General features: G+C 60.0%; 20 protein-coding genes and 1 other RNA gene. 8 read left to right on the plus strand and 13 right to left on the minus strand.

What is annotated here, in order from left to right; genetic code table 11:
• Positions 1 to 30 precede the first annotated feature (30 nt).
• From ubiH to QMX88_RS02110, 3 genes are all read right to left on the minus strand, one after another.
• Entirely contained in the window at positions 31 to 1,218 is a 1,188-nt protein-coding gene (gene ubiH / locus QMX88_RS02100; RefSeq protein WP_282365801.1) for a 2-octaprenyl-6-methoxyphenyl hydroxylase, read from the minus strand.
• Positions 1,215 to 2,549 (minus strand): Xaa-Pro aminopeptidase, encoded by a 1,335-nt coding sequence (gene pepP / locus QMX88_RS02105; RefSeq protein WP_074892586.1) that lies wholly within the window; start codon positions 2,547 to 2,549, stop codon positions 1,215 to 1,217. Before pepP ends, ubiH begins: the two co-directional genes overlap by 4 nt.
• 80 nt (positions 2,550 to 2,629) lie before the next feature.
• The gene (locus QMX88_RS02110; RefSeq protein ID WP_282365803.1) at positions 2,630 to 3,187 is read right to left on the minus strand and encodes a YecA/YgfB family protein; all 558 of its coding nucleotides are present in this window, start codon (positions 3,185 to 3,187) and stop codon (positions 2,630 to 2,632) included.
• 149 nt (positions 3,188 to 3,336) lie between these two features.
• Between QMX88_RS02110 and QMX88_RS02115 the strand changes: the two genes are divergently transcribed.
• The 4 genes from QMX88_RS02115 (at position 3,337) to QMX88_RS02130 (ending at position 4,807) form a co-directional block, all read left to right on the plus strand.
• Positions 3,337 to 3,546: a TIGR02449 family protein gene (locus tag QMX88_RS02115; protein ID WP_037016503.1), complete on the plus strand. Its 210-nt coding sequence runs from the start codon at positions 3,337 to 3,339 to the stop codon at positions 3,544 to 3,546.
• On the plus strand, positions 3,543 to 3,866 hold the full coding sequence (locus QMX88_RS02120) for a cell division protein ZapA (protein ID WP_282365809.1): 324 nt from the start codon (positions 3,543 to 3,545) through the stop codon (positions 3,864 to 3,866). Before QMX88_RS02115 ends, QMX88_RS02120 begins: the two co-directional genes overlap by 4 nt.
• Before the next feature lie 31 nt (positions 3,867 to 3,897).
• Positions 3,898 to 4,076, plus strand: a non-coding RNA gene (gene ssrS / locus QMX88_RS02125) — 6S RNA.
• A gap of 101 nt (positions 4,077 to 4,177) precedes the next feature.
• Positions 4,178 to 4,807, plus strand: coding sequence for a 5-formyltetrahydrofolate cyclo-ligase (locus QMX88_RS02130; protein WP_282365810.1), 630 nt, complete (start codon positions 4,178 to 4,180; stop codon positions 4,805 to 4,807).
• Positions 4,808 to 4,856: 49 nt separating this feature from the next.
• On the opposite strand, the gene QMX88_RS02135 is transcribed toward QMX88_RS02130, so the two are convergent.
• The gene (locus tag QMX88_RS02135) at positions 4,857 to 5,006 is read right to left on the minus strand and encodes a hypothetical protein (RefSeq protein WP_282365811.1); all 150 of its coding nucleotides are present in this window, start codon (positions 5,004 to 5,006) and stop codon (positions 4,857 to 4,859) included.
• 193 nt (positions 5,007 to 5,199) lie between these two features.
• Here QMX88_RS02135 and QMX88_RS02140 point away from each other — a divergent pair, with 193 nt between their 5' ends.
• Positions 5,200 to 5,649, plus strand: coding sequence for an EVE domain-containing protein (locus tag QMX88_RS02140; protein ID WP_282365812.1), 450 nt, complete (start codon positions 5,200 to 5,202; stop codon positions 5,647 to 5,649).
• A gap of 17 nt (positions 5,650 to 5,666) precedes the next feature.
• On the opposite strand, the gene QMX88_RS02145 is transcribed toward QMX88_RS02140, so the two are convergent.
• Entirely contained in the window at positions 5,667 to 6,077 is a 411-nt protein-coding gene (locus QMX88_RS02145; RefSeq protein ID WP_192171367.1) for a flagellar basal body-associated protein FliL, read from the minus strand.
• 135 nt (positions 6,078 to 6,212) lie between these two features.
• Between QMX88_RS02145 and QMX88_RS02150 the strand changes: the two genes are divergently transcribed.
• Positions 6,213 to 7,190, plus strand: coding sequence for an NADPH:quinone oxidoreductase family protein (locus tag QMX88_RS02150; protein ID WP_282365813.1), 978 nt, complete (start codon positions 6,213 to 6,215; stop codon positions 7,188 to 7,190).
• A 63-nt stretch (positions 7,191 to 7,253) separates the two neighbouring features.
• On the opposite strand, the gene QMX88_RS02155 is transcribed toward QMX88_RS02150, so the two are convergent.
• On the minus strand, positions 7,254 to 7,955 hold the full coding sequence (locus QMX88_RS02155) for an energy transducer TonB (protein ID WP_282365814.1): 702 nt from the start codon (positions 7,953 to 7,955) through the stop codon (positions 7,254 to 7,256).
• Between the two features lie 187 nt (positions 7,956 to 8,142).
• On the opposite strand from QMX88_RS02155, the gene QMX88_RS02160 reads away from it, so the two are divergent.
• The gene (locus QMX88_RS02160) at positions 8,143 to 9,285 is read left to right on the plus strand and encodes an acyltransferase family protein (RefSeq protein ID WP_282365815.1); all 1,143 of its coding nucleotides are present in this window, start codon (positions 8,143 to 8,145) and stop codon (positions 9,283 to 9,285) included.
• Here the strand turns inward: QMX88_RS02160 and QMX88_RS02165 are convergent.
• Positions 9,282 to 10,271 (minus strand): hypothetical protein, encoded by a 990-nt coding sequence (locus QMX88_RS02165; RefSeq protein ID WP_282365816.1) that lies wholly within the window; start codon positions 10,269 to 10,271, stop codon positions 9,282 to 9,284. The two genes, QMX88_RS02160 and QMX88_RS02165, sit on opposite strands and share 4 nt — an antisense overlap.
• Before the next feature lie 217 nt (positions 10,272 to 10,488).
• On the opposite strand from QMX88_RS02165, the gene glpT reads away from it, so the two are divergent.
• Positions 10,489 to 11,838, plus strand: a complete 1,350-nt coding sequence (gene glpT, locus QMX88_RS02170) for a glycerol-3-phosphate transporter (protein WP_282365818.1) — start codon at positions 10,489 to 10,491, stop codon at positions 11,836 to 11,838.
• 49 nt (positions 11,839 to 11,887) lie between these two features.
• Here the strand turns inward: glpT and QMX88_RS02175 are convergent, their stop codons facing one another.
• From QMX88_RS02175 to QMX88_RS02200, 6 genes are all read right to left on the minus strand, one after another.
• Positions 11,888 to 12,157 carry a type II toxin-antitoxin system RelE/ParE family toxin gene (locus QMX88_RS02175; protein ID WP_282365820.1) on the minus strand — a complete coding sequence of 90 codons (270 nt, stop codon included), beginning with the start codon at positions 12,155 to 12,157 and terminating at the stop codon, positions 11,888 to 11,890.
• Complete coding sequence (relB, locus tag QMX88_RS02180; protein ID WP_282365821.1) at positions 12,147 to 12,341, minus strand: type II toxin-antitoxin system RelB family antitoxin; 195 nt, start codon at positions 12,339 to 12,341, stop codon at positions 12,147 to 12,149. Before relB ends, QMX88_RS02175 begins: the two co-directional genes overlap by 11 nt.
• Before the next feature lie 75 nt (positions 12,342 to 12,416).
• A complete protein-coding gene (locus tag QMX88_RS02185) occupies positions 12,417 to 13,091 on the minus strand; it encodes a gamma-glutamylcyclotransferase (protein ID WP_282365928.1) in 675 nt (224 codons plus the stop codon).
• Positions 13,092 to 13,302: 211 nt separating this feature from the next.
• The gene (locus QMX88_RS02190) at positions 13,303 to 14,271 is read right to left on the minus strand and encodes a CDP-6-deoxy-delta-3,4-glucoseen reductase (RefSeq protein WP_282365823.1); all 969 of its coding nucleotides are present in this window, start codon (positions 14,269 to 14,271) and stop codon (positions 13,303 to 13,305) included.
• Positions 14,271 to 15,737, minus strand: a complete 1,467-nt coding sequence (ubiD, locus tag QMX88_RS02195; RefSeq protein WP_122534102.1) for a 4-hydroxy-3-polyprenylbenzoate decarboxylase — start codon at positions 15,735 to 15,737, stop codon at positions 14,271 to 14,273. Before ubiD ends, QMX88_RS02190 begins: the two co-directional genes overlap by 1 nt.
• Positions 15,738 to 15,807: 70 nt before the next feature.
• A complete protein-coding gene (locus tag QMX88_RS02200) occupies positions 15,808 to 17,766 on the minus strand; it encodes an acyltransferase family protein (protein WP_282365826.1) in 1,959 nt (652 codons plus the stop codon).
• Positions 17,767 to 17,787 lie beyond the last annotated feature (21 nt).

Below are 17,787 nucleotides of genomic sequence, written 5' to 3' on the forward strand. Positions count from 1 at the left end.
TGTGGCGAAGGCCACGGATGAATGGAGTGTTCAGACATCGCTTCGCGTTCCCAGGCCCATGGCCTGACGGGCGAACCAGCTCTTGGCGGACGGCAGCAGATCCAGGCCCAGGAGGCCCAAGTTGCGGCCTGCCGTGACGAGGGATTGCTGACTGCTGAACAGCCGGGTGACTTGATCCGAAAAGCCGACGGTCAGTTTTTGATCAACGCGCTGGCGCTCGCGGTAGGCCTGCAGCGTCGACAGCTCGCCCAGCGGCGCTTCGCTGGCGAGCAGTGATTCGGCCAGGGAGGCCGCATCACGCAGCGACAGGTTGAAGCCCTGCCCCGCAATTGGATGAAGACTGTGGGCCGCGTTGCCGAGCACCACCAGATGGGAGCGGATCTGCTCTTCGGCCTCGATCAACGCCAGCGGATAGCTATGCCGCGCACCCACTTGTTTCAGCGCACCCAAACGGTAGCCAAAGACGCCCTGCAGTTCTTCCAGAAAGCGTCGGTCGTCCAGCGCCATCAGCCGTTGAACGTCATTGCCGGTGCGCGTCCAGACCAGTGCGCAGCGGTTGTCCGGAAGCGGCAACAACGCCATGGGGCCATTTTCGGTAAACCGCTCGAAGGCCTCACCACCGTGTGGATCTCCCGGCGTGATGTTGGCAATGAGGGCGCTCTGATCGTACGGCGTGTTCCGCACGGCAATGCCCAACTGCTCGCGCAGGCTGGAGCGGCCGCCGTCGGCCAGCACCGCCAGATCGCAAGTGAGCTGAGTTTCGTCGTTCAGGGTCAGTTGGTAGCCATCGGGCAGCGCCTGCATGTGCGTGACCTCAGCCGGCACCCGCCAACTGATCACGTCCTTGTCCAGCGCCTGCCACAGGCATTGGCCAAGCCAGGCGTTTTCAACCACATAGCCCAGGGCCGGAACGCCTTCCTCCATCGAAGACAGGTGCGCAGCGCCGAACCGGCCTTTGTCGGAAACGTGAATTTTGAGAATGGGCTCGGCGCGGCGGCTGATCTGCTGCCACAGGCCCAGGCGCTCGTAGATCTGCCGCGCGCCGAAAGACAGCGCCGAAGAGCGCGCGTCATAGCTGGGCTGGTACGTGTCGCCAGGCGCAAACGGCTCGATCAGGACAATTTTCCAGCCCCGCGCCTTCGCCCCGGCTTGCAGGGCGAGAGCGAGGCTTGCGCCGACCAGCCCGCCGCCGACGATGGCCAGATTAAAGCGGCTCATGCGGCTTGGGTTCGCGCAGCGGCCATCAGGGCCTCAATGTCGGCAACGGTTTTTGGCACGTCGCCCGTCAGGATTTCACAGCCTTTTTTGGTCACCACGACGTCATCCTCGATTCGCACGCCAATCCCGCGCCACTTCTTGGCAACGGTCTGATTGTCCGGGGACACATAAATGCCGGGCTCGACCGTCAGCGCCATCCCGGCCTCCAGCACGCGCCACTCGCCGCCGACCTTGTATTCGCCGACATCGTGCACGTCCATGCCCAGCCAGTGTCCGGCGCGGTGCATGTAAAAAGCTTTGTACGCTTCGGCGGCAATCAGTTCATCCACCGCGCCTCGCAGCAGCCCGAGTTCAACCAAGCCTTCGGTGATAACCCGAACCGTCGCCTCGTGGGCCTGATTCCAGTGATTGCCGGGTTTGATCGCCGCAAACGCCGCTTCCTGGGATTTGAGCACCACCTCGTAAATCGCTTTCTGTTCGGCGGAGAACTTGCCGCTGACCGGGAAGGTACGGGTGATGTCACTGGCGTAGCAGTCGATCTCGCAACCGGCATCGATCAGCACCAGGTCGCCGTCTTTAAGCGGCGCGTCGTTCTCCTGATAGTGCAGGATGCAGGCGTTGCGCCCCGACGCGACGATGGAGCCATAGGCCGGCATCTTGGCGCCGCCCTTGCGGAATTCGTAATCAAGCTCCGCTTCCAGGCTGAACTCGTAGAGCCCGGCGCGACTGGCTTGCATCGCCCGCACGTGGGCCCGGGCCGAGATCTGCGCGGCCTCACGCATCACTTTCACTTCGGCCGCCGATTTATACAGGCGCATGTCGTGGAGCAGGTGATCCAGCGCAACGAATTCTTTCGGCGGCTGCGCACCCAGATGCGCCTTGGAGCGGATGACATTGATCCACTCCATCACATGTCGGTCGAATTCAGGATTGCTGCCCATGGACGAATACACCCGATCGCGACCCTCGATGAGGCCGGGCAGGATGTCGTCGATGTCGGTGATCGGGAAGGCGTCGTCGGCGCCATACTCGCGCATCGCGCCGTCCTGACCCGCGCGCAGGCCGTCCCACAACTCGCGCTCGGGATTGCGCTCGCGGCAGAACAGGACGTACTCACCGTACTCGCGGCCGGGGATCAGCACGATCACCGCTTCGGGCTCGGGGAAGCCGCTCAGGTACTGAAAGTCGCTGTCCTGGCGGTACACATGTTCAACGTCCCGGTTCCGAATGGCCACAGCCGCCGCTGGCAGAATGGCGATGCTGTTGGGCTCCATCTGCTCCATCAACGCCTTGCGGCGGCGGGCATATTCGGCTTTCGGGATATGAATCATGGGCAAGTGCGGTACTCCGGGAGGTGCGCTTCGGCCACCGCCGCGCAGGGCGGCATGGCCGAAGCAGCGATGACGCGCTGTCAGTGCAAAGACGGCTTGGCTTCGTCTTCGGCGTCGGTTTTCTGGTTGAACTCGGTGAACAGCAGCAACGGCGCAACGCGCAGGTATTCCATCACTTCCATGTAGTCGCTCTCACCGTCTTCGGACTCGTCGAGCGCATCGTGGACTTGAGCGATGGCAGCCAGATCTTGCAGCACTTCCCTGGCATCATCGCTCAGCGACTGACCACCGACCCGGGCAAAGCCGCTGAGGAAACCCTGGCACCACTGGGCCATGGCGGCGGTGCGCGTAGCCAGAGGCTCATCATCGCCGGGCAACAGCAACACGACGGTCATGTCGTCGCCGGTCAGTTCGCTTTTGACCATTGCCTGCAGGCCGATCAGGGCCTGGCGCACTTTGTCGTCAGGCTCTGTTTCCAGCAGCAGGTGAGCGTCGGCCAGCCACTCCTCAGCATCAAAGCCTGCGCCGGCGCAACTGCGACCGAGCAAAAGGCCGTGCAATTCGGCAGGCGATACGTGATGACCACTGCTGGTAAGCAGGGTGGCGAAGCCGTTGTACGGGGAATTCTGAATAGGCATGGGCAACTAGGCGCCAGGCGGCGCAATGTCTAGAATGAAGGCCTTGTATCGTAGCACCGGCAGACGCGCCCAAGCTATCAGGCGATGTCCGGGGCGAATCCAGACGCCAGCGCCTGCACCACTCATCTGAAAGTAATCAGTGGAAAACAATGGAAGACAACGACCTGCAAGCGCTGATGGCTCGACTGGAGTTATTGATCAATCGTGTCGAGCAACTAAAAAGTCAAAACGGACTCCTATTAGCTCAGGAAAAATCCTGGCGCGAGGAACGCGCTCAACTCATTGAAAAAAACGAAATCGCCCGGCAAAAGGTCGAGTCCATGATTTCGCGCCTCAAGGCCCTGGAGCAAGACTCATGAGTAATGGCAACAGCATCACCGTGCAAATCCTCGACAAAGAATATTCGATCATCTGCCCGCAAGAGGAGCGCACCAATCTGGTCAGCGCCGCGCGTTATCTGGACGGCAAAATGCGCGAGATCCGCAGCAGCGGCAAAGTCATCGGCGCCGACCGTATTGCGGTGATGGCCGCACTGAACATTACCCATGACCTTCTGCACAAACAGGAACTACCACCCGCAAAGGCCCAGACAAATGGTGCCAATAGCGAGCAGGTTCGCGATTTGCTGGACCGTGTAGACCTGGTCCTTGCCACGGATTCGGATAAAGCACAAGGCTGATTGTTCGGACATGATTCGGTATACTTGCCACCGCTCCCTGGAGTGCTTGCCAGTCGGTCATGTCCCTGAGCCGATACGCACAACCACGGGGGTTGCACGTTGGGGTTGGTGTGCATGTCCGCTCGACGGAAAGCCTTAAAACCTCCTGCAATCTCCACCTTGAACTTTCGGGTTCAAGGGCTACACCGACAGCGGTTCGTCGGGGAGTCTCGAACCTTCTACCCATCGCCAGGCGTCCCGTCTGGCGGTGGGCATCGTGAATCTGCCTGATTACACGACATCATCTTCCAAAGCCTTACGGACCCGCCAGCATGACCTCATCCGGCGCCGCTCCCCTCCCAGATCCTTCAAGCCTCACTCGCCCACAGTTGCGTCGGCTGCTTCGCCATAATCGTCGCGCGCTCAGCCCGGCAGAACAGCGACAGGCGGCGCAGGGTGTGTACCGTCAACTTGCGCAAAACCCTCTGTTTCGCCGCGCCCGGCACGTTTCTCTCTATCTTCCGATGGACGGTGAGATCGACCCGCGCCTGCTGCTTCGTGCCGCTCAAAAACGCGGCAAGGCCACCTACCTGCCAGTGCTGAGCGCCTGGCCGCGAACGAAAATGGTGTTCCAGCGCGTGCATCCAGGGGAGAAGTTCAAGCCGAACCGGTTCCGCATCCCCGAGCCACGCATCAATGCCAAGCGACAGCGCAAGATCTGGACACTGGACCTGGTGTTGATGCCACTCGTGGGATTCGATCCGCAAGGCGGACGTCTTGGCATGGGTGGCGGCTTTTATGACCGCAGCCTGGCTTATCTCGCGCGTCGTAAAACCTGGCGCAAGCCGGTGCTGCTGGGACTGGCCCATGAGTGTCAGAAAGTCGCGAAGCTGGTGGTCGCCAGTTGGGATGTTCCGCTGGCAGGAACGGTGACGGATAAGCGCTGGTATGTGGCGGGGTGAATTGTCAGCAAGGCGCGCTCCTGAGAGGAAAGCGCGCTGCGAAAGCGGTTTAGCGGCGGGACATTGGCTGCTGTTGCTGAGTGATTTCAACCGGCGCGTCTGCCTTGGCGGCCCACAGACTTTGCGCGTAACCGGTGGTGACGATTCCCAAGCCGAACAAAATTGCCAAAACCCACAGTACATCCGGCTTGCGTCGCATTCATCGTCCCCTTTGTAACGAATCAGAATCTAAAATCGATAACGTTTAAACAGGCTGCCAGATCGTGCAGCCCTTAAAATGCCGGCATTCTGCGGCAACGTGACGCAACACGCAAATACTGACGCCAGCCGACTGTCGGGTTGTCATCAAAACGTAGGACAACTTTCCCAACACCTGTTCAGGAGCCTTGTAAATGGCCTATTGGCTGATGAAATCCGAGCCCGACGAGCTCTCGATCAGCGGGCTTAAAAAGCTCGGTCAGACACGCTGGGACGGTGTCCGCAACTATCAGGCGCGGAACTTTCTACGCGCGATGGCCGTGGGTGATCAGTTCTTTTTCTACCATTCCAGCTGCCCCGAGCCCGGGATCGCCGGCATTGGAGAAATCGTTAAGTCCGCGTACCCCGATCCCACCGCGCTGGACGAGAAAAGCCACTACTTCGATGCCAAAGCCACCGAGGAGAAAAATCCCTGGAGCGCCCTTGATGTGGCTTTCGTCGAGGCATTTCCGAAGGTGCTGGGACTGGGATTTCTGAAGCAGCAAGCTGCCCTTGAGCAATTGCCACTGGTGCAGAAAGGCAGCCGCTTGTCCGTCATGCCAGTGACGGACGAACAATGGGCCGCCGTACTGGGCCTGCGCTGAGTTCAGAATGCCGCGATTTACTGGGCGATAAAGTTATTGAACAGCAGGTCATCAACGACGGGCTTGCCGGTTTCCTGGGTCAATACCTGCTGGGTCTGCTTCAGCGCTTCCTGACGCAGTTTTTCCTTGGCATCGACGTTGCCCATGCTGTCTACCGTTTGCTGAGTGAACAACGCCACCAACTGGTTGCGAATCAGCGGCTCGTTCTGCTTCACCAGTTTCTGCGCTTCGGCGCCGGTCACGCGCAAGGCGACGTCGGCCTTGTAGACGTGCAGCTTCGGGCTACCGTCCAGCGCGTAGTTGCCCACGAAGGGTGGCGTCAACGCCACGTAGGAAACCTTGTTTGGATCTTCTTTCTCGCCGCCCTCTTCGGCCAGCGCTACAACCGGCATCGACAATGCCATCAACATAACAATCCACGCTTTCACAGTCCGCTCCTCAATCCGTTTTGCCGCATAGCTTACTTCAGCTTATGCACGCCTATCAGGCCGGGCCATGCTCATTGACCCCACAACCTCGCTACCTGTACTTATCGGCCATCCCCGAAAAAGGAATAGCCCTCGATGAAAGCCGTGCTGTGTAAAGCCTTCGGTCCCGCTGCAGATCTGGTGCTGGAGGAAATTCCCAGCCCGGAGCCGAAGAAAAACGAGATTCTTCTGGACGTGCACGCTGCCGGGGTCAACTTCCCGGACACGCTGATTATCGAAGGCAAATACCAGTTCAAGCCGCCTTTTCCGTTTTCGCCCGGAGGTGAAGCGTCGGGCGTCGTGACGGCTGTCGGCGAAAAGGTCAGCCATGTTCGTGTCGGTGACCGGGTGATGGCGCTGACCGGCTGGGGCAGCTTCGCCGAACAGATCGCCGTGGCCGGTTACAACGTCCTGCCCATCCCCGAAACGATGGACTTCACCACCGCTGCTGCTTTCAGCATGACGTACGGCACCTCCATGCACGCCCTTAAACAGCGCGCCAATCTGCAGGCAGGCGAAACGCTCCTCGTCCTCGGCGCATCGGGGGGCGTCGGCCTCGCCGCGGTTGAGATCGGCAAAGCCATGGGCGCTCGCGTGATCGCCGCCGCCAGCAGCGCAGACAAGCTTGAGGTCGCCAAAACCGCAGGCGCCGACGAGTTGATCAATTACAGCGAAAGCAATCTGAAGGATGAAATCAAACGCCTCACCAGCGGCAACGGCGTCGATGTGATCTATGACCCTGTGGGCGGTGACCTTTTTGATCAAGCCGTTCGCGGCATCGCCTGGAACGGCCGATTGCTGGTGGTCGGCTTCGCCAGTGGCCGTATTCCCGAACTGCCGGTCAATCTCGCGCTGTTGAAAGGTGCCTCGGTTGTAGGCGTGTTCTGGGGCTCATTTGCCCAACGCCAGCCGCAAGACAATGCGGCGAATTTCCAGCAACTGTTCACCTGGTTCAGCGAAGGCAAGTTGAAGCCGCTGGTGTCGAAGATTTACCCGCTGGAGCAAGCCGGGGAAGCGATTGAATCGCTGGCGCAGAGAAAAGCGGTGGGCAAGGTGGTGGTTAGCGTCAGGTAGCGTGCATTGGGATCGACCTGTTCTGAAGAAACGGAACTCACTTTGCGCAGTTCTCTGCACGGCTCACAGCATCCTCCTCACTTGATCAGGCGACACGTCCTTGTAACGCAGTTCCGGAGTCGCCCGGCAGCGCTGAATGATCCCCGGAACTGCATCTGCCAGCGCATCCCCCAGCGCGAACCTTTGCTCGTCGGCCAGCTTTCTGTAAGTCGCCACCCTCGCGAGCACACTGTAGGTGTGCCGGAACACGCTCATCTCCACCTGCTCAAGATCAGACGAGTTTTGCTGGAAGTCTTCGAAGCGGTTGTTGAATTTCGCGCAGGACAGGTGGCGCAGACTCCGATGCAGCCAAGGCACGGCGGCATTTCCTTCACGCGGGTGGACGAAGTAATGCTCCTGACGCAGCGGAATGACTGCCGGACGCTGCTCACTGACGACCCAGGGTTTTACGCGCCACGTTGGCACCACGTTTACGACGGCGAGGGAAAACAGAGGATGCGAGCTGTCCAGCACCTCAGGCTCGGAAACCCGTCCATCATGGTGCGCCACTAGGTCGTAGACGACCCACCCGGATATTCCCGATTTTGAAAGCGAATACGGCCAGGCAGGCGCCCTGCGGTAATCAAACTCCACACTCTGCTCATCTGCACGGGCGCCGATACATACAGCGAACATCAGCCATAAAACCCACTTGCTCATCACTGCCATCACCTGCGCGCTTCTTCCAGTCTGCCTCCTGCGCGGGTGCAAAAGGCTGGCGCGCATTTTGTGCGCTTGTCTCCGGCGGCAATAGCTAATGACTTCCCAGGGCTGCGTAGGATCGGTCCCAAAATCAACACGCCGCTAAACAACCCGCGACGGCGCCTGATGTGTTCCGTATATTTCACGGCCGATACATACCGAACACGAGTCATTCGGTATCGACTCCCATACGAACTGCGGACCCGTGTTGATGACCGTCACTCTGCTTTTGATCACGTTGTACGCGCTGTCGATCGCGATATTTTGCTTCGCCACCCGGCGACTGCCGATCCTCTCCAGAGACGCGCTCCATCGCGTTTCGTCGCTGGACGGGCTGCGAGGCGTGCTCGCAACCGCAGTCATTGTTCACCACTTCATGGTCAGTTATTACTGGCACGTCAACGGCGTTTGGGAAACCACGGACAGCCGCGTGCTGAACAACATGGGCACGGTACCGGTGTCGTTGTTCTTCATGATCACGGGCTATTTGTTTACCGCGAAGATCTACCGAAGCGAGCCGAAATGGCGTCAGATTCTGTCGTCACGGGTACGGCGAATCTTCCCGATGTACCTCTTCAGCGTCGCGCTGATTACGGCCATCGCGCTGTACCAGTCCGCAGGCATCAGTGCGCCGGTCATGGCCACGATCAAGGCGCTCGGGCGATGGGTGATTTTCATCGGCAGCCCCCTCAGTGGTTTTCCGGACACCGTGCGTATCAACGCCTCGGTGCAGTGGACGCTGCTCTATGAAGCGGTCTTCTACCTGTCGCTGCCGGTGCTGTATTGCCTGCTTCGACGCAAGCTCCCCGGCATGGCCGTCGTGGTCGCGCTGATTGCGCTGGCGTGCCTGTGGGGCGAGTACCACCATCATTTTCACAACCGGTTCATCAAACTGTTTGCTGTCGGCATCGCGGTGGCGGTCTTTGAAGACCGGATGCGCCAGTGGAAAATCAACTTCACGGGCGTACGCTGCACGTTGGTAGCGGTCGCGATACTGCTGATCTGCTTGAAGCTCAAATCGTATTCAACGCTGCAAATGCTGATCCTCGGCATTCCATTTGCGCTGTTCGTACTCGGCAACAGCTTGCACGGGGTGCTAGAGATTCGAGGGTTGAAGATTCTGGGCGAAGCGAGCTTCAGCATTTACCTGCTGCACGGCATCGTCATCTACAGCGTGTTCAGCCTGCTGGGCGCGTACGACTTCGCAATGCCGGACCCGCTCAGCTACGCGCTGTACTTACCGTTGATCATCCTGCTGACCAGCAGCATCAGCGTCGCAACGTACTGGTGCATCGAGCACCCGTTCCTGCGTAAGCCTTCGCCGAGCGCCAAAGCAACCCTGCCGAATGCTTAAGGCTCGGTAACGGGTGACCGGTGCGGGCTAGCCGGGGGCGGACTGAACACCTCGTTCGCCCAACTGGCCATGCTGTACCGCTGCACGACTTCTTCGGGCGGGTCCACGTATTCCCCGTTAATGAAAGCGTCAGGGATAACGGGGTGATCGCTGTCGATGATCAGGATGTTGCGCGGATCGTAGAAGTCGTAATCCGCCACCGATGGATTGTTGGTGATCATTTTCTTGCGGTAGAGCAGCGCCTCAAAAAAACGGAAGCTCAAACCCGCGTGGCCCGGCCGGACGATGTCGATCAGGATTTCCGAACGCCTGACGTATTCGGCCGTTTCATCAATGTCCATGCGCTGGCGGAAGAAGGTCAGTAATGGACTGGCTCCGGGCACTGGTTTGCTCTGCACCAGAAATTTGCAGGTGGTGGTGTAGCCCAGCTGTTCAAACGCTTGAGCCACTCGGCCAAGCACATCAACGCGGTGCTTGCCGCCCATCACGACGAACGCCTTGAAGTCGGACGTCGTTTTGAAATCGGCGTGCTCTTCGTAGATGTAGTTGTAGAGCTTGCGCAGCTGGTACTCGCGGGCATCGGCACTGTCGAAGGTGTAGACCTTGTCAAAGGTCGCCAGTTGATCGAGCGGCATGGACAGCCGTGCGATTCCGTCTGACAAGTACGCAATGGTCAACTTCGCGGCGGACTGCGCCAGCTGGACCAGACCCTGATCCAGCTGGCTCGGGTTCACCACCAGCAATGCATCGACGCTCCCTGCTGCCCGGATCGCATCCCGAGCACGCCGAATAATCAGGTACTTCTTCAGCCATCGCCGCATCTTTCCCGGAAGCCAGAACAGCTCCTTCCCGCCTTGGGTCAGGTCAATGAACACCACGTCGTTCGACTTGCCGAGAAAGTGGCTGAGCCGGCCAAGGTATCCGCCGACATCGCGGCACAGAATGATGATCTTTTGATTCCGAATCCCAAGCGGGGGTGACTGCATGTCGGTTTGCCAATCGTGAGCCCATGAGCGCGCACTTTACCTGTCCCACGCATTGAAACCCACCTGCGCGCAGCACTGCACAAACGCGATGTTCGCAAAGGAATTCCCTCCCGCCCCGCATTTACGCCCTTTTTATCCGATGAGAAGCCTTCCTATTTTCTGTAACGAAAATGTAATATTCGGATTCGCATAACAAAAAAATAAATGGAGTGTCCCGATGTTTGCCTTTTTCCGTCCTGCCGCGCATCAGGCTCCGCTGCCTGCGGAGCGTGTCGACTCCACCTACCGCCGCCTTCGCTGGCAGATTTTCGCCGGCATCTTCTTCGGCTACGCCGGCTACTATTTGCTGCGCAAGAACTTCTCGCTGGCCATGCCCTACCTGATCGATGAGGGATATACCCGCGGTCAACTGGGGCTGGCGATCTCGGCGATCGCCATTGCGTACGGCCTTTCGAAGTTCCTCATGGGGCTGGTGTCGGATCGCTCCAACCCGCGTTACTTCCTGCCTTTCGGATTGGTGATTTCCGCGCTGGTGATGTTCGTGTTCGGATTCGCACCCTGGGCGACGTCCAGCGTGACGATCATGTTCATTCTGCTGTTCATCAACGGATGGGCCCAGGGCATGGGCTGGCCGCCGAGCGGACGCACGATGGTGCACTGGTGGTCGCAGAAGGAACGTGGCGGCGTCGTGTCGGTGTGGAACGTGGCGCACAACGTCGGCGGCGGCTTGATCGGCCCGCTTTTCCTGCTCGGACTCGGCTGGACCAACGACTGGCACGCCGCATTTTATGTGCCTGCGGCGGTTGCCCTGTTTGTCGCTCTCTTCGCCTTCGTCACCATGCGTGATACCCCGCAGTCCGTGGGCTTGCCGCCGGTCGAGGAATACAAGAACGACTACCCGGAAGGCTACGACGCGAGCCACGAAGAGGAATTCACCGCCAAAGAGATCTTCGTCAAATACGTCCTGCGCAACAAAATGCTCTGGTACATCGCGCTGGCCAACGTGTTCGTTTACCTGCTGCGTTACGGCGTGCTGGACTGGGCGCCAACGTACTTGAAAGAAGCCAAGCACTTCGACGTCGACAAAACGTCGTGGGCCTACTTCTTCTATGAGTGGGCAGGTATTCCGGGCACGTTGCTGTGCGGCTGGATGTCCGACAAGATCTTCCGTGGCAACCGTGGCCTGACCGGCATCGTATTCATGGCAATGGTGACCGTTGCGACGCTGGTCTACTGGCTCAATCCGCCCGGCAACCCCACCGTCGACATGATTGCGCTGGTCTCGATCGGCTTTCTGATCTACGGCCCGGTCATGCTGGTCGGCTTGCAGGCCCTTGAGCTGGCACCGAAGAAAGCAGCCGGCACGGCAGCGGGATTCACTGGCCTGTTCGGGTATCTCGGTGGTTCGGTCGCCGCCAGCGCCCTGATGGGCTACACAGTCGACCACTTCGGCTGGGACGGCGGCTTCGTGCTGCTGGTGTCCGCTTGCATCCTCGCGATAGCGTTCCTGGTGCCGACGCTGCGCCATACGCGGGTGGCGAGCCAGTCGCGAGAGGAAATGGCTTAAGTCTCAAACGGAAAAGGCTTGGTCAGTGCGCTGATCAAGCCACGTCTGTTCAAGGGAATTGCTGGCGAGCGTGAAGGACGCTCAGGATCTCGATCCGATCTGTTAGTCGGTAAATAACCAGGTAATTGGGGTGGACAATGATTTCGCGGGTATTGAGCACGCGACCTAAGCGGTAAAGGTAAGGATGCTCAGGCAGTGCTGAAGTAGCTCTCTCAATTTCAGCATAAAGCTCCTCCGCCGCTTGTGGATTTCGCTCATCAATATACTCAAGTATCTCCCACAGATCGGCGACTGCCTCCGGGCGCCAATCAACGATCATCGCTACGCTTGTCGCGCTTGGCGGCCAGTCTCGCTTTCAGTTTTGCCATGACTTCATCATGCGCGACGTTAGGTCGTGGGTCATCTACCGAAGCCTGCACCTTGGCACGGAGCCAAGCGTCGTAGCGCGCAGCCTGCTCTTCTGATTCGAACTCCGACACAAGCGGAGAAAGCCGAGCACTCATGATTAACTCCTCAGGGGGTTTCGATGCAGTCTAGCGTCTCGCGCGCAAGCCTGACCGGAAGATCGTGACCAAATGCTATATCGCCAACAACACCGGTTTACACCGCTTGAACCGCGCTTCCAGGCTCAGGTCCGGCATGGCGTGGGTGCGCAGTGCGTGGATGGTTTGTTCGACGTATTCCCACGTGGTCCCGTATCGCCCGCTGGCATTGGCCAGCACTTGGGTGAGCACGCTGTCGGGCAGGTTGCCGGCGTAACTGGGCAAATGCCGCTCCAGCACAAATCCCAAAGCCTGCACCTTGCTGCCGTCTTCAAGTCGGCAGTTGAGCCAGTGTGGGCGGTAGGACGGGAACGGCATTTCTCTCTGCCACAACGCCAGCAGCGATTCGTCAATATTGTCTTCGGGCAATCGGTAGGCGAATCCGCTGCAGGAGCCGCCTCGATCCAGACCGAAGACCAGGCCCGGCTGCTCGGGGGTGCCGCGATGTTCATGGGACCAGAGATAGAGGCCGCGATGATAGCCGTGGACCCGACCGCGCTGACGCTCGACGGCGCTGCACTCGGGCCGCCAGATCAATGATCCGTACGCGAACAACCAGATCGGGCCGCCCTGGTGACGGCTCATCGTGGCGTGGATGGAGGCAAGCAGCTGTTCTCGGGTGAGCTTCGGCCCAAGATCGATGACCGGCGGGTAGGACAACCCCAGGCCGTCATGGACAGCTCCCGCCAGGATATTGATTTGATTCCCCATCTGGTTCCCCCCACCGGCAAGGCTGACGCCGGTGCAACGCTGAACACTCATGAAACGGGTCTGGCAACAACGAATGAACAATCAGACGGCATCGCAGGCAGTGTGACGTTGTGACTCGGCCACCGGCGCATGGGTCACGCCGGAAAAACCGATATCTGACAAACAGCCATGCAATACACTGTCCACATCCAGCTCGGCGAGTGGCTGCGCTTCAGGGCCTCGGCGCGTAAGCGAAAACATCGGCACGCATCTGATGCGCATCCATGCCAGCCAGCACCAGCGCATCAAGGGTCGAATAGACCATCGCCGGTGAACCGCTGGCGTACACATAAAGCGACTTCAGATCGCTGAAGTCCTCGCAGACCGCCTCGTGCAGCATGCCGCAGCGCCCTTCCCAACCGCACAGATCACTGACGACCCTGTGCAGGAAAAGGTTGGGCAGCGTCTGCCATTCATCCCAATGCCTGAGCTGATAGAAATCTTCCGGACGGCGCATTCCCCAATACACATGCACCGGATATGGAAAGCCTTTTGAGCGGCAATGCTCGATCAGGCTGTGCATCTGCCCCATACCGGTGCCTGCCGCGATCAATACCAGCGGGCCATCGGGCAGTTCGCCCAAGTGAGTATCACCAAAGGGCAGGTCAACTCGCGCCATGCCATCGCGCTGCAACTGCTTGATCAGATTTTGCGCACTGGCCTCGCGGGCGAGCACGTGAAATTCCAGATCTCGCCCGCTCTCCGGCGCCGAGGCCATGGAGAATGCCGATTTCTCGCCATCGTCCCGATGGATCATAAGGTACTGACCAGCGTGATAACGCGGCGGTTTGCCCGCAGGCGCACGGAGCATCACGCGCCAGACATCGCCGCCGACTTCCACACATTCGCTGACCTGGCAGGCGAACGTGCGCACCGGCAACTCGCCGAGCGCCAGCACACTGTCCCACAGCACGACGCAGTCTTCCTGCGGCACCGCCAGGCACGTATAGATTTCGCCGTGGTTGCGGATCTCTCCGCCCTGCTCGACGCTGCCTTCGACCAGCAGCGCGGAACAGATGTGGCAATTGCCGTTGCGACAGCTTTGAGGGCATTCGTAGCCCAGACGCTGAGCGGCGTCGAGGATCCGCTCGCCCGGCAATGTCTCGATGACCGCGCCCGATGGCTGCAAGGTTACACGCATCAATCAATTCCCAGCTGAGTCCAGATTTCATCGATCCGGCGGGTCACCGCTTCGTCCTTGACGATAGCGCGACCCCATTCACGGGTGGTTTCGCCCGGCCATTTATGCGTGGCATCGAGCCCCATTTTCGAACCCAGGCCGGAGACCGGCGAGGCGAAATCGAGGTAGTCGATTGGCGTGTTGTCGATCATCACCGTGTCGCGCTTGGGGTCCATGCGCGTGGTGATCGCCCAGATGACGTCATTCCAGTCACGGGCATTGATGTCGTCGTCGGTGACGATAACGAACTTGGTGTACATAAACTGTCGCAGAAACGACCAGACGCCCAACATCACGCGCTTGGCATGGCCGGGATACTGTTTCTTGATCGTCACAACCGCCATGCGGTACGAGCAACCCTCGGGCGGCAGGTAGAAGTCGACGATCTCGGGGAACTGCTTCTGCAGGATCGGCACGAACACTTCATTCAGCGCGACGCCCAGAATGGCGGGCTCGTCAGGCGGCCGACCCGTGTAGGTGCTGTGGTAAATCGGCTTGATGCGGTGGGTGATGCGCTCGACCGTGAAGACGGGGAAGCTGTCGACCTCGTTGTAGTAGCCGGTGTGGTCGCCGTACGGACCCTCATCGGCCATTTCGCCGGGATGAATCACGCCTTCGAGGACAATCTCTGCACTGGCCGGGACCTGGAGGTCGTTGCCACGGCACTTGATCAATTCGGTACGGTTGCCACGCAGCAGGCCGGCGAATGCGTATTCGGACAGGCTGTCAGGCACCGGCGTCACGGCGCCGAGGATAGTAGCGGGATCTGCGCCCAAGGCCACCGAGACCGGGAATGGTTGACCCGGGTGTTTGTCGCACCAGTCCTTGAAATCCAGCGCGCCGCCGCGGTGGCTAAGCCAGCGCATGATCACCTTGTTGCGGCCGATCACCTGCTGGCGGTAGATACCCAGATTCTGCCGTTCCTTGTTAGGCCCGCGAGTGACCGTCAGGCCCCATGTGATCAGCGGGCCCACATCGCCGGGCCAGCAGGTCTGTACCGGCAGCATGCCGAGGTCGACGTCGTCGCCTTCGATCACGATCTCCTGACACGGGGCGTCCTTGACGACTTTCGGCGCCATGGCGATGACTTTTCTGAAGATGGGCAGCTTGGACCAGGCGTCTTTCAGGCCCTTGGGCGGCTCGGGCTCCTTGAGAAAGGCCAGCAGCTTGCCAATTTCCCGCAGCTCGGACACCGATTCGGCGCCCATGCCCATGGCCACCCGCTCAGGCGTGCCAAACAGATTGCCGAGCACCGGAATGTCGAAACCCGTCGGCTTTTCGAACAGCAGCGCTGGCCCCTTGGCGCGCAGGGTCCGGTCGCAGATTTCGGTCATTTCCAGTACAGGGGAAATAGGCACCTGAATGCGTTTCAACTCTCCGCGCTGCTCAAGCTGCTGCACGAAATCCCGTAGATCCTTGAATTTCATTAACCCGGCCACTCACCAAATAGATGCACATCCTACCTGCTCTGACCGCAGACGGCAGCTTGTGTCCAACTCAAATGCGCGGTGTTGCGCGGAATACCGGCGCGAACAGCGGCTGCATCTTCTCGCCGCCCAGATCCGACAGGTGATCCTCGTCCTTGTACAGCGAACGCCCGTCAACTTCGGCACGGCACAGGCCGCCCTCACACAGCAGCGGTTTTGGATCAATCAGGTGAACGCCCGCATCCGCTTGGCTGAGGGTGGCGAACAGCTGATTGATGAACGCCTGTCGCGCATCGAGCTCCGTCGCCGGCCGCCCAACCTCTGCCGCCGAACGCCCGACCCGCGCCAGGCTGCTCAATCTCTCGATGGTGCCCTTGCGCTGCTGCGGCACTTCCTTGAACAACCAGACCTGGGCGCCGGCTGCACGCAATTCGGCGATCTGCGCTTTCAACGCATCGGCAAAATACGCTTCGTTTTGAGCAATGGATTCCCGTTTCAGCAGCACGTTGCTCTTGTTGCCGTCTTCCAGCCCGTAGATGTACAGGCTCCAGCGCGCGGCCAAGGTGACATCGGGAATTTGCTGCATTCGAACGCGCTCGACGTTCAGCGCATTGAAATCCTGACAGCGCTTACTGGTTGCGGTGCTGACAAGGGGCGGGCATCCACTCATGCTCGCCAGCCAGACAGGCATGTGCGCTCGCTCGGCCGCGATTCTGACGCCAGGCCACAAAGCCGCTGCATGACTGTCGCCCCAGATGAGATGGGACGGCGCGGCGTCGGCACTGCCACCCGCTCGACAGAGCTTGTCCAGACCCTTGCTGTGCTTTGATCCGAGCAGGAAACAGTCCATCTGACCGGCGTTCCATTCCTGAGACAGCGCATAGGCACGCGCCTGACCCGACATCCGTTGCGGCACGCCATCACTGGAGCGCACCGCCTGCCCTACCAGCGCCAGCACGGCCAGGGTCAGCAGGCCGCCAATCAGCACCTGCTTGCGGCCGGCCAGTAAGCGGCGCTCACGGAACGGGAGCTCGATGAAGCGCCAGCTCAGCCAGGCCAGCGCGCCGGCCAGAAGAATCCAGCCGACCGCTTCCAGGTCGGAAATGCCGTCGGCGGAAATCGCATTGGCGTAGACATGGATAGGCCAATGCCACAGGTACAGCGAGTAGGAGATGAGACCGATCGCCACCAGCGGTTTGATGCTCAGCAAACGCCCGACCCATGACGCGGGATGACCGTTGGCCCAGATCATCGCAGTCGTGCCCAGCACCGGCAGCAGCGCCGCCCAGCCGGGGAACTGAGTGGTTTTGTCAAAGCTCAGCATCGCCAGCACGACCGCCGCAAAGCCGCTCAGGCTGATCGTCTGGTACACCCAGCTCGGCAGTGGGCGTTTAGGCGCAGGCGCGACGGCCAGCATCGCACCGCACAGCAGCTCCCATGCACGCATCGGCAGTAGAAAGAACGCGGCCTCGGGCTTGTGCTTGATCGCCCAGATGTTCAGCCCGAACGACAGCACCAGCAAGCCGAGCAGCAACCAGCGCCAGTGCCGCACGTACCGCGTCGCCAACACCATCAGCAGCGGGAAGAAAATGTAGTACTGCTCCTCCACCGCCAGCGACCAGGTGTGAAGCAGCGGTTTGAAATCTGACGCGGAATCGAAGTAGCCGTCCTGCCGCATGAACAGCAGGTTGGACATGAACATCGACTGATACCGCACTTCCCGGCCCAGCTCGGCGTAGTCCTTGGGCGTCAGCAATATCCAGCCAAACGCCAGCGTGGCCAGCACGACAACGGTCACGGCGGGGACGATACGCCGCGCGCGACGAGCCCAGAAATCAACGAAGCTGAATCGCCCAGCGCTGATCTCACGGAAAATGATGGACGTGATCAGGTACCCGGAGATGACGAAGAACACATCGACGCCGACGAAGCCGCCGCTCAGTCCAAGACCGAAGTGAAACAACAGCACCGGGACCACGGCCAGGGCCCGCAGCCCATCGATATCACGGCGATTGCCAAACGTGTGCATGACGCTCCTTGTCTACGGGAG

The sequence above is a fragment of the Pseudomonas sp. PS02290 genome (genome assembly GCF_029960075.1).
Taxonomy (GTDB): domain Bacteria; phylum Pseudomonadota; class Gammaproteobacteria; order Pseudomonadales; family Pseudomonadaceae; genus Aquipseudomonas.

What these genes read in the sequence shown, in the direction of transcription:
- QMX88_RS02200 (WP_282365826.1), bottom strand. Translation starts at nt 17,766, where the DNA reads ATGCACACGTTTGGCAATCGCCGTGATATCGATGGGCTGCGGGCCCTG.
- ubiD (WP_122534102.1), bottom strand. Translation starts at nt 15,737, where the DNA reads ATGAAATTCAAGGATCTACGGGATTTCGTGCAGCAGCTTGAGCAGCGC.
- QMX88_RS02150 (WP_282365813.1), top strand. Translation starts at nt 6,213, where the DNA reads ATGAAAGCCGTGCTGTGTAAAGCCTTCGGTCCCGCTGCAGATCTGGTG.
- QMX88_RS02120 (WP_282365809.1), top strand. Translation starts at nt 3,543, where the DNA reads ATGAGTAATGGCAACAGCATCACCGTGCAAATCCTCGACAAAGAATAT.
- QMX88_RS02185 (WP_282365928.1), bottom strand. Translation starts at nt 13,091, where the DNA reads ATGGGGAATCAAATCAATATCCTGGCGGGAGCTGTCCATGACGGCCTG.
- QMX88_RS02155 (WP_282365814.1), bottom strand. Translation starts at nt 7,955, where the DNA reads ATGCGCGCCAGCCTTTTGCACCCGCGCAGGAGGCAGACTGGAAGAAGC.
- relB (WP_282365821.1), bottom strand. Translation starts at nt 12,341, where the DNA reads ATGAGTGCTCGGCTTTCTCCGCTTGTGTCGGAGTTCGAATCAGAAGAG.
- QMX88_RS02140 (WP_282365812.1), top strand. Translation starts at nt 5,200, where the DNA reads ATGGCCTATTGGCTGATGAAATCCGAGCCCGACGAGCTCTCGATCAGC.
- QMX88_RS02175 (WP_282365820.1), bottom strand. Translation starts at nt 12,157, where the DNA reads ATGATCGTTGATTGGCGCCCGGAGGCAGTCGCCGATCTGTGGGAGATA.
- QMX88_RS02165 (WP_282365816.1), bottom strand. Translation starts at nt 10,271, where the DNA reads ATGCAGTCACCCCCGCTTGGGATTCGGAATCAAAAGATCATCATTCTG.
- ubiH (WP_282365801.1), bottom strand. Translation starts at nt 1,218, where the DNA reads ATGAGCCGCTTTAATCTGGCCATCGTCGGCGGCGGGCTGGTCGGCGCA.
- QMX88_RS02135 (WP_282365811.1), bottom strand. Translation starts at nt 5,006, where the DNA reads ATGCGACGCAAGCCGGATGTACTGTGGGTTTTGGCAATTTTGTTCGGC.
- glpT (WP_282365818.1), top strand. Translation starts at nt 10,489, where the DNA reads ATGTTTGCCTTTTTCCGTCCTGCCGCGCATCAGGCTCCGCTGCCTGCG.
- QMX88_RS02160 (WP_282365815.1), top strand. Translation starts at nt 8,143, where the DNA reads ATGACCGTCACTCTGCTTTTGATCACGTTGTACGCGCTGTCGATCGCG.
- QMX88_RS02130 (WP_282365810.1), top strand. Translation starts at nt 4,178, where the DNA reads ATGACCTCATCCGGCGCCGCTCCCCTCCCAGATCCTTCAAGCCTCACT.
- QMX88_RS02115 (WP_037016503.1), top strand. Translation starts at nt 3,337, where the DNA reads ATGGAAGACAACGACCTGCAAGCGCTGATGGCTCGACTGGAGTTATTG.
- QMX88_RS02190 (WP_282365823.1), bottom strand. Translation starts at nt 14,271, where the DNA reads ATGCGTGTAACCTTGCAGCCATCGGGCGCGGTCATCGAGACATTGCCG.
- pepP (WP_074892586.1), bottom strand. Translation starts at nt 2,549, where the DNA reads ATGATTCATATCCCGAAAGCCGAATATGCCCGCCGCCGCAAGGCGTTG.
- QMX88_RS02110 (WP_282365803.1), bottom strand. Translation starts at nt 3,187, where the DNA reads ATGCCTATTCAGAATTCCCCGTACAACGGCTTCGCCACCCTGCTTACC.